The organism is Streptomyces sp. UC4497, assembly GCF_054871485.1.
Window position 1 is genome coordinate 23,015 of the sequence record NZ_JBTYHB010000059.1, and the last position, 9,954, is coordinate 32,968.

The window sequence follows — 9,954 nt, forward strand, 5'->3', positions numbered from 1 at the left end:
GACGGCCGCCCCCGGTCGCTTGATCGGCGGCGGCCGTCCCAAGTCCTCGTATGGACTGCCCACTTGAAGGCATTTCCGGTGTTCAGCCTACGCCCGGCGAGGTCCGATCGCTCCTCCTCACGGCATCTGCCGCCCACGCGCCGCCGGGGAGCCGTTTCCGGCCGCGCAGGAGTACGGTGCAAGAAGGCGGGGGGGGCGTTCGAATGGCGGTGCCCGGTCACCGCGCAACGCCTTGCTCCCTTTCCCCGCCACTCACTCAGGGGCTGCCCTCGACCCCGGCCGCGCCGCCGCTCACCAGTCGAGGAGCCCACACATGTCCCCGGAGCCCGCCGCGCATACTCTCGCCCGCTCGTCGGACGCCGCCGCGCCGCCCGCACCCTATGACGGCAACTCGCCGTTCCCACCCGACGGTTCGCCGCATGACCGGGGCGGCGGAGAGCGGCTGTACGTGTCGGTGACCGCGGCGATCGTGGTGCTGCCGTTCGTGGCGCTCGGCGCCGCCGGATGGCTGCTGTGGGGGCGGCTGATCCATCCCACGGACATCATTCTCGGGGCCGCCCTGTACGTGCTCACGGGCCTCGGAGTCACGGTCGGCTTCCACCGCGGTCTCACCCACGGCAGCTACCGGGCCGCCCGCCCCGTGCGCGTCGCCCTCGCGGTGGCCGGGTCGATGAGCTTCCAGGGCGACGTCGTCGGCTGGGTCGCCACGCACCGCCGCCTCCACGCCTTCACCGACCGCCCCGGCGATCCGCACTCCCCGTACCGCTACGGCACCCACCTGCGCGGCCAGTTGCGTGGTCTGCTGCACGCGCACATCGGCTGGCTGTTCCGCAACGACCCCACGGAGCCGGAGCGTTACGCCCCCGACCTGCTGGCCGACCGCGACATCCGCCGGGTCTCCCGCGCCTTCCCGGTCCTGTGTCTGCTCACGCTCGCCCTGCCGTTCGGCCTCGGCTGGGCGATCGGCGGCAGCTGGCTGCACGCGGTGACCGCCCTGCTGTGGGCGGGGCTTGTCCGCATCGCGCTGCTCCACCACGTCACCTGGAGCGTGAACTCGCTTTGCCACATGATCGGCGAGCGCCCGTTCCGTACCCGCCGCCACGACCGGGCCACCAACCTGTGGCCGCTCGCCCTGCTCTCCTTCGGCGAGAGCTGGCACAACCTCCACCACGCCGACCCGACCAGCGCCCGGCACGGGGTGGAGCGCGGTCAGCTCGACCCGTCGGCCGCGGTCATCCGGATCCTCGAGCGCCTCGGCCTCGCGCACGACGTGCGCTGGCCGACGCCGGACCGCGTCGCCGCCCGCCGCATCTGACGCACGCCCCGTCACCCACTCACCCGCGCACGCAGCCGGCAGGAGTCACCCTCATGACCCTCGCACCGCCCCTTCCGCCTCCCTCCCAGCCCCTGCTGCGCCTGCGTCTGGCCCCGCACGCCGGCGGGCCCCGAGCCATCGACGGGGCCTGGTGGCCGCGTTCGTACGACCTGGTCTCCGAACTCCCCACGCTGCTTGCAGGGTTGCCGCGGACCTGGGGCCACATCAGCAGTGTCCTGTTCGACGGGGCCGCGTGGCCGACCACACCGGGCCGGATGCTCGTCGCCGACCAGGTCGTCCGCCTGCGCAGGAGCCTGGCGGTCACTCCCCTCCACACCGTCGTCCTCGTCGCCCCCGGCCACGGACGCTGGGACCTGCTCGTCGTACCGCCGGACACGACCGAGGAGGAGGCGGAACCGATCATGGCGGGGGCCTCGGGCGTCGACGACCTCCGACACCTCGCCTGACGGGCACGCTCAGGCCCGGGTGCGGCTCCTCGGCGGGGGCCGCCCCGGCCCGGAGTTCCGTGGAAGGACCGAGAGTTCTCCGTGCACCGGCTCCACGCCCGCGCCGCCTTCGGCGAGCGACGACGCCGGGCCCGCCGTGACCGCGCCCTGGACAGGGTCCGCCACATGACAGCACAAGCGTCCCGGACGCTCGACGCGCCCCCGTATCCCCATGTGCGGCACCTCGCGCCGTCCCTGTGGGAGGCCGAACACATCCGGCAACTGACCCGCTGTCAGATCACGGACCGCTTGACGGAGTTGGGCGCGTTGCGCGCCACCATCTCCGGGGCCGGTTCCCTGGAATGGAACCGGCTGACCCGGACGTTCCTGCGCCGGCTCGTGATCGACATGCGGCGCCCCGGATTCGCCCTGCTGATCGCGGAGAACGACACGACTGGGACATGACGCGGCGTTCGGAAGGCGCACCGGCGATTGTTACTCTGGCGCTTCGTTGCGAATCCTGTTCGCGATATCGACCAGTGAACCTTGCCCGGGGACAAACCAACGGCGCGTTCCCTGTACGGCTTTTGGACCCGATTTGTTGGCTTGTTTGAACATCTCCATAACCAACGCGCTCGGAGAGTAACGCTCTCCATCCCATTCCCAAAGGAGTACCCTACTTCTGCTCCTGCTTACTACCCAGGTTGCCGACCCGCGACGCTGATCTTCCGATAGCCACTCAGTCAATGCACGTCGTTCCGGTTCCACAATCGGCCGGAACTCAAGGCGGGTACCTTCTTCAATGGCCCCTGCGTCCACGATTACCGTGACGGCGTTTGCTTGGCGAGCCCGCTTTTCCCGTTCCGTTACTTCGTATTCCGAGGACAGATCCGGGGTCGGCTGTCCTGAAAGCATGCCGGAAGCGGCATTTTCTACTACCGTCTCGTAGCGTTGGGCCGTTCGGAATGCTGCACCGATCTGTATTCCAGATTCGTCCAAGGCGTGCATAGCCCACCGTAGAGCGGCATCTACGGAGTCAGGGATTCGCTTCGCGAGCTTTTCCAATTCGCTGTCCGCGCAGGAGGACCAGTTCCGATTCCTTTGGAATACTAGATGCGCGATCAAGTACGGGCCTTGCTCGGCGAAAACGCCAGCACGCCCTTCCAGGCCTTGTTGTCGGCGATCCACCTCCTGCTTAACCTCCCTAAGTAGTTGAACGGCACGCCATACCTGGCGGGCATCCCTACTACGGAAGATTCTTGGATAGGTTTCGTCCTTCCATAGAAGGCCCGTCTCAGATTTCGCCTGGAAGGAAAATTTCGCTTCCTGGTGCGCACACGCTAGAGCGATTGCTGCCTCTACCATGTCGCAGCCTTCGGAAGGTGCTGGGGCAGCTTCGCCGCGTTTAATTATGTACTTCTTGTTCAGTGTGACGTCGAAGTCGTATCGAAGTCGCGTTTGGATTTGATCGAGCGCCCTGAAGTCCTGTTCGGCTACGCCGTTCTGAGTGTTGGTTGCGATAGTGACGCGACGGTCAAAATTATTGGGGGTTCCCTTGAGTGGGATGATTCTCACATTCAGGCGTGCGCGTGCTACAGACTCCTTGGAGCGTTCGGTGGCCTCATGCAGCGATGCAACGGTCTGTGCACCATTTACTACGCTGGCGCCTGAGAGCTCTAGATCGCCGCGGGGGCTCACCTTCAGTTGGTCGCACAGTACGGTGATCCCATTATGAAAATACCAGAAATGCTCCGGTTCGCGTAGTACGGTCTCCACTAGCCCAGCATTGATCTTGGTTAGGCCCAGAGGGAATCGAATGTTGCGCTGAAAAAGTCGGTGGCGGTGTTCGCCGTACCAGCGGGCGACTTGATCGGCTGTCAAAGTGCCAAAGTACGCCAGGTATGGCTCATCATGGTAGCGAAAGTCCGGCATTCTAGCCGTGAGGTCGACCTTCGGGTCATCGAGTCCTGACCTCAGGGCGCTGATGAAATGTGGTAGCAAAATGGGCTCGACTCGAAGGATCTCCTGCGGGTCGTTGTATTCGCGGAGTAGATCCTCAAAATCGCGTAGAATTCCTGTGGATAGTCCCCGGTCTCCGGCTAGTGCAGGAACAATCGTGATTTGAACGCGAGGGTTACTTAGGGCCGAGTTTAGGTTCGGAACCATAGGTTGGAGCTTCTTATTGAATCGATCATACTGGCTATTGACTAGCTTTTTGAGTCCTTCCTTGGCGGCGAAAAGAGCCTTCTGGTCGAATGTTGCGTTTCCTTCCTTGCTCCATTTAGCTTGGACGATCCAGATGTGTGGTGCGTCGTTGTCGACTGCTACAGCATCAATTCCTTGATCGTCGAAGCCGTCAATAATGCAAGCCGCAGCCTGTTTGCGGCCAAGACCAGCTACTTCGAGCACGGCCAGTGCTGCTAGCGCGCGGCTCAAGAACGCCGTCCGCACGGAAGATTCGTCCCGACCCTCCAAGTCAGTCATGTCGATTAGCCCGTCAAACTGTTCGACCAAAGCCTTCTCTAGCTGCCTGACTTGCAGGTCCTTCACGCTGACCTCCCCGTGATCTGATGAGCTATCAGCCTAGAGCGTCGGTGAGCGCTGAGCCACCTATTCGCTGCGGCCGATGCCGTGGAGGGGAGGAAGTGAACGTCGGCGGCGCGGCTTTGGGCGGGAGCTGCCTGGCGCCGTGAACTTCCGGCGCGTCGGGCAGTCTGTGGACCTGCCCGGTGAAGCACGACGTTGGGGTCATGGTCTGCGAGGCTCGCCCCATGGTGGCTGCCTGAAGCTGTGGATCCCGACCGCCCCAGCCGCAGAGGGTGTTTCCCACTCCATACCTCTTGCATTGTGCACGCCTCAAGGTGCGGCCGAACCCGCTGAATCCCTGTTGTCTCCGATCAGGAACCGCTGGTTACACACTCAGGCCGTGGCGGCGCGCGCCTGCGAGGTGGCGGCTTCTGTGCCGGATTCGGAACGAGAACTGCTCGAAGCTGCCGCCTGGTTGCACGACCTTGGGTACTCCGCGTAGTTGGGCGCGAGAACGGTTGCATTCGATCGAGGGGGCTCGGCATCTTGATACCCTCGCCGCCCCGGCACGACTCGTGCGGATCTTCGCTCAGCACTCCGGTGCTGTCTTCGAGGAGGAACAGCGCTGACTGGTGGGCGAGTTGGCCGTGTACGAGCGGGAGGGCTCGCCGCTCCTGGATGCGTTGATCTATGCCGACATGACCTCCGGGCCCGCCAGGCAGTCCTTCGACTTCCGCCATCGGATGGACGAGATCCTCGTTCGGTACGAGGTCGGTAGTGTCGTGTATACCGCGATAAGCAAGGGGACCTTACCTGGGCGTCGCTGTCGAGCGCACTTGGGCGCGCCTCGCGGAGTGATCAACCGATATAGGGCTCCGTACGGCCGGACAGGCCGTGCTCGGTCCGCATGCGTATGGGCGGGTAGATCTTCAGTTTGTCCAGCTTGCTCGGCGCGACGAACGAAACTTCCTTGCTCTCAATGCTCGTACGGAGTTCACCGCCGGTGAGCCGGGCCGTGAAGCAGATCGAGAACTGTTGGCTTACGAGGATTCACCGATCTACGCTTCCTCGTGGTCTCGCTCCTCACCGGCGGCCGGACCGAGGAGATGCGCCCGCTCACCTGGGGGCACGTAGCCCTCGAAGGAGACCTGACCACGCCCCCGCGATTCCGCCTCACATCGCCGTGTGGCGCTCGATACAGAGCTCCGGCGACACGAAGCCCCGGAATCCAGCCGCCCGTTCGCACTGCCCGGCAGCCCATCGACGCACTCAAGATCCATCGGAAGCGTCAGGGCTGACTCAGGACTGACAACGACTCGCGGCCGGTGATGAGTGGAAGGAAACCGAGCTCGTCTTCACCTCGGCCGCGGGCGCCGAGCTGGATGCCGCGAACGTACGGCGCGAATTCCGGAAGGTTCTCGTTGGTGCCGCGAAGTTGCCGGGAATGGACATCGAGCCCCACATGATTACTGAGCTTGAACTCGGGTTGTCGTAGCCGCTGACAGGGCTTGATCCTCGGGGTATGCCGGTCGTTATGAGGCACGCGCAGGGCGGCGGTCTGTCGGGCGAGCGCCGGCAGTTCCGCGAGGGGATCCGGATAAAGGCGGCCGAGCGGTTTGCCTCCGGTAAGCCGAGCTCGGTGATCGCGAAGGAGTTAAGGGGCAGCGTCCGGTCGGTCCAGCGGTGGCGGAGGGCCTGGGACAAGGGCGGCCCGCAGGCTCTGCGGTCGGCTGGTTCGGCCTCACCGCCCAAGCTCAGCGAGACCCAGTTCGCACAGCTGGAGAGGGAGTTGGCCAAGGGGCCGGTCGCGCACGGCTGGCCGGATCAGCGGTGGACGCTATCGCGGATCAAGACCGTGATCGGCCGTCGGTTCCACAAGAGCTACACCCTGCAAGGCGTGCGCAGCTGCTCATTCGGCACGGGTTTTCCTGCCAGATACCGACCAGACGTGCCGTCGAACGCTAGGAGGAGCAGATCTCCGGCTGGGTGAAGGAAACCTGGCCGCAGGTGGAAGCACCGCGGCGGCGCTCGGGGCGCGGATCGTCTTCGAGGACGAGTCCCGCTTCTCGATGACGCCGCCGGTTGCCCGCACCTGGGCCCGCCGGGGGCACACCCTGGTGATCCGTGTCCGCGGCCGCTCTCGGCGTCGCATCTTGATCGCCGCGCTGGCCTGCTACAAGCCAGGTGAACGCTCCCGACTGATCTACCGGCCGCGTCGCGACGACGGCCGGCGCGACGGACGCAAGAGCTTCGCCTGGACCGACTACCGCGACTTGCTCATCACCGCCCACGCCCAGCTCGGTGCCCCGATCGTGCTCGTCTGGGACAACCTCAACGTCCATCTGGGGTATGGCATGCGGCAGTTCATCGCCCGGCAGGACTGGCTGACCGTCTACCAGCTGCCCTCCTACGCACCCGACCTCAACCCGGTCGAGGGCGTCTGGTCGCTGCTGCGGCGCGGCTGGCTGTCCAACACCGCCTTCACCACCCCCGAACACCTCATCCAGTCGATCCGGCACGGCATGAGGAAGATCCAGTACCGTCCCCGCCTGATCGACGGATGCCTCGCCGGGACCGGCCTATCCATCACCGCGACGACTTCATGAGTTCAAGCTCAGTAGCGATACGGCGCCTTGTTGCGAATGGCGGTTACGGCCACGGGAGAACTGGCTCAATAGACGCATGGAAGCGGAAGAGCGTTGGGCATACCGAGCGAGGCCGAAGGAGCTGGGCGGCCCATTGCGCGAGGTCGAGATCGTTCGTGTAGGAGGTCCCGGCAAAAGCGGATGGATTCACGTACGGTTCTTCGACGGCGACGACTCCGGTCTCCAGGAGTGGGTCAACCCAACCTCCCTGGTTGCCCCTTGGGCCGATGCCGACGTGTTTCGCAAAGACGATGCGGGCGAGCTGGCCCTGGCTGAAGCGTCGCGACACGTACGAGGCACCGTCGACTTCGATACAAGCGCGAGCAACGCAACGGGTATCAGAGGAGCCTCAGGACGAGAACAAGGCCCCGTGCAGGATCCGGGCGCATGACGCCTGGGGGCTGGAGCTCCCGGTGCTGATGGAGGCGTTGGACGCACGGGCGATCGAGTTCGGCCTGGGGGAGCAGAACATGCACGCGGCGCTCGGCGTCATCACAGGACGGCTTTGCATCCTCATGCATCCCGGACTGAGCTATACCCAAGTCGCCTTCGCCATCCGGTCTCTGCTGGCTCACTGCATCCACCGGCCCTATCCCGTCCTGAGGTTCTGGCCGGAGACGGAGGAGCAAGGCGCAACGGTGGAGGAAGTGGATGACCTGCCGGATTCAGTGCGAGCAGAACCACCGGAGGCGACGGCAGACGTCCTGGACCTCTACGGCGACGGGCACTGGGCGCCGAAGGACGGCTGGCGATGTGACGAGGAGGTCCTCGCCGAGTTGAAGGACGTTGCCGTCCTCCACCTCAAGGTGTCGTGGAGGGTATCCCCAAAGACATGTACCCGTTGCCTAAGGGGCTCGGTGCCGTCGTGGCAGCTGGCTACGACGACGAGGGGATGGCGCATCCGCTGGTATTCCTCCGCGGTGACCTGCCCACTGGGCTACAGGCCGACCTCCTCGGTTTCTGTCTCGCATCGGTTGCCGGAAGCGAGTACGAGAACTGGCAGCCGGACGAGAACGGCCTGATCTTCGTCGGTACCGAGGCGGGGCCGGTGCGCGGACCGGGAGCCGCGCTTCTGGGCGCACTGATGGTCCAGCGCTTGGGGCGGCACCCTGGTGACTGCGAGTTCACGCTTCTCGACCCGCCTGAGGAAACCGTCTCGGTGCCGAAGAAGGCCGCTTGATTACCGGGAGATTCGGGAGCCGGATCTCGTGACTGGCTCCCAAATGGCTCCCAGGAGGGCCCCGGAAACCACTCAGGGGCCTGACCCGCTATGCGGATCAGGCCCCTGACCTGGTGTTTCAGCTGTCGGGGTGGCGGGATTTGAACCCACGACCTCTTCGTCCCGAAGCAATTCGGTATGGCCGTTGCCCTTGGGCTGCTGTACCTGTCACCTGTGCTGATGGTCCGCTGACGTCCACGGTTGTTCGCGGGTGTGCGTCGCGGTTGTCACGCAGTTAGACACTCAGCTCTTACGGCCTGAGTGCGACTTGGTGGGCGGCTTCACCTGCGGCGGCTGAGGAGGCTACGAAGCATCTCAAGCCAGCTCATGAAGAGCCACCGAAGCCGCCACCACCAACCTCGTTGCCTCTGCTGCTGATGAGGCGCTGCGATGCGCGGAGGGCGGACGTTGGCGCTCGACCTTCGGAGCGGAGCGCCGCCGTGCAAATGACAGTAACCATTCCGCCCGGCTGGGTTGCCGCACGGCCGTCCCTGCCGTGTCATGCCAGAACAACGCCGCATGGGCGGATTCTGGCAGAGCTTGTGTGGCGGAGGGGGCCAACTGAGGTAACTGGCCATGCCCCAGGGGGCCTGAGCTTGGGAAGCTCAGCTGATCTAGGGGCAGTTGGGCCCCTGACCTGCGAGGGAACGCCTTAACGCCCCCTCGGTGCGGACGACTTCGTACCTGCCGTTCCCCGTGGTTCCCCGGTCGACCTGGCACGAGTGTGGCACGGGCCTGAGTGGTGAGGCAGCCGACCCTTGTCGAACCCTTACCCGCCCGAGTGCCAGCTACCGGTGCTGATGGTCCGTTGACGTACATGGTGTTCGTGGAATGTAAAACCCATGCGCATTGGGCACGTGCCGACTCTATGCTGCTTTACATGGGAGCAGTGAGCACTTTCCAGTGGGTGAACGCAACCTTTCCGGACGCCTACGTAGATGGATCCGGGCGGGACGGTATCGGAGCTGAAGGCCTTGTCCTCAAAGAGCGTTCCGAGTCCTCGCATGCGCACGCCGATTACAGGATCAAGAATCATCAGACCTCATACGACAGGGTCGACGCTATTCTCGCGCTTAAGCGGTCCATGCAGACCCGTTTGGAACACCTCGACTCACTGTATGGATTTAAGCAGTACCCAGAATATAAGACCATTGGTTGGATGGGTATCCTGGAGAAGTGGGGCGTAATCCGTAAGCGCATGCTCCAGCGAATGAGGCAGCTGCGTAACGCCGTTGAGCACGATGGTGCCGAGCCGCCGAGCCTCGAAGAATGCGAGGATTACGCCGAGGTTACTTGGTGGTTCCTGCGGGGGACGTCACCACTGCTGGCGCCGCTTGACATGCTCGATTACAACGGCGCCGCGTATGGTTCAGTGCGTTACTCTTACAACCCAATGGAGATCAAGGTACGGGTTGACCTGGAGCCGGAGATGGTCTCGGATGCACCGATACCGGGTTGGTCTAAAATCAAGCTTGTGCCGCCAGAGTCGAGTTCGGGGAAATGGAATAAATCCCCGGAGGTGAGGCGGATGTCTGAGCATTTTTGCAGTGTTGAGGGGACTGTCGCAGACTCGGATTCGGCGCACGAATTCCTGAGGAATGCATTTGGGCAATTGCTCTGAGTGGCATCTTCCGAATCGCGCAGACCCTCACAGGCCCACCACTCAACCCCAGCTCCCATCCCGTCCGCCGTCGACCCACACGCAGTGGAGCGGGCGTGGGGGGCGGGGGGGGGGGGGGGGGGGGGCGGCGGGCGGGCGGGGGGGGGGGGCGGGGGGCCGGGGGGGGGGGGGGGGGGGGGGGG

7 protein-coding genes and 2 pseudogenes are annotated in these 9,954 nt (G+C 64.5%); 6 read left to right on the forward strand and 3 right to left on the reverse strand.

Going from position 1 to position 9,954, the window contains the following annotated elements; translation table 11 throughout:
• Positions 1–313: 313 nt before the first annotated feature.
• From ACYSUO_RS40950 to ACYSUO_RS40960, 3 genes are all read left to right on the forward strand, one after another.
• Complete coding sequence (locus tag ACYSUO_RS40950; protein ID WP_461781289.1) at positions 314–1,315, forward strand: acyl-CoA desaturase; 1,002 nt, start codon at positions 314–316, stop codon at positions 1,313–1,315.
• Positions 1,316–1,368: 53 nt separating this feature from the next.
• On the forward strand, positions 1,369–1,782 hold the full coding sequence (locus ACYSUO_RS40955; RefSeq protein WP_461781290.1) for a DUF5994 family protein: 414 nt from the start codon (positions 1,369–1,371) through the stop codon (positions 1,780–1,782).
• Positions 1,783–1,947: 165 nt separating this feature from the next.
• Positions 1,948–2,226 carry a hypothetical protein gene (locus tag ACYSUO_RS40960; RefSeq protein ID WP_461781291.1) on the forward strand — a complete coding sequence of 93 codons (279 nt, stop codon included), beginning with the start codon at positions 1,948–1,950 and terminating at the stop codon, positions 2,224–2,226.
• A 30-nt stretch (positions 2,227–2,256) separates the two neighbouring features.
• Here ACYSUO_RS40960 and ACYSUO_RS40965 read toward each other — a convergent pair whose 3' ends face one another.
• Positions 2,257–4,311 (reverse strand): AIPR family protein, encoded by a 2,055-nt coding sequence (locus tag ACYSUO_RS40965; protein ID WP_461781292.1) that lies wholly within the window; start codon positions 4,309–4,311, stop codon positions 2,257–2,259.
• A gap of 834 nt (positions 4,312–5,145) precedes the next feature.
• Positions 5,146–5,331: pseudogene (locus tag ACYSUO_RS40970) on the reverse strand (NUDIX hydrolase); the annotation flags it as partial.
• A gap of 490 nt (positions 5,332–5,821) precedes the next feature.
• Here ACYSUO_RS40970 and ACYSUO_RS40975 point away from each other — a divergent pair.
• Together ACYSUO_RS40975 and ACYSUO_RS40980 are read left to right on the forward strand one after the other, a co-directional pair.
• Positions 5,822–6,893: pseudogene (locus tag ACYSUO_RS40975) on the forward strand (IS630 family transposase).
• A gap of 850 nt (positions 6,894–7,743) precedes the next feature.
• Complete coding sequence (locus tag ACYSUO_RS40980) at positions 7,744–8,112, forward strand: hypothetical protein (protein ID WP_461781293.1); 369 nt, start codon at positions 7,744–7,746, stop codon at positions 8,110–8,112.
• A 320-nt stretch (positions 8,113–8,432) separates the two neighbouring features.
• Here the strand turns inward: ACYSUO_RS40980 and ACYSUO_RS40985 are convergent, their stop codons facing one another.
• On the reverse strand, positions 8,433–8,729 hold the full coding sequence (locus ACYSUO_RS40985) for a DUF5763 domain-containing protein (RefSeq protein ID WP_461781294.1): 297 nt from the start codon (positions 8,727–8,729) through the stop codon (positions 8,433–8,435).
• A 302-nt stretch (positions 8,730–9,031) separates the two neighbouring features.
• Between ACYSUO_RS40985 and ACYSUO_RS40990 the strand changes: the two genes are divergently transcribed.
• The gene (locus ACYSUO_RS40990; RefSeq protein WP_461781295.1) at positions 9,032–9,772 is read left to right on the forward strand and encodes a hypothetical protein; all 741 of its coding nucleotides are present in this window, start codon (positions 9,032–9,034) and stop codon (positions 9,770–9,772) included.
• Positions 9,773–9,954: the final 182 nt, after the last annotated feature.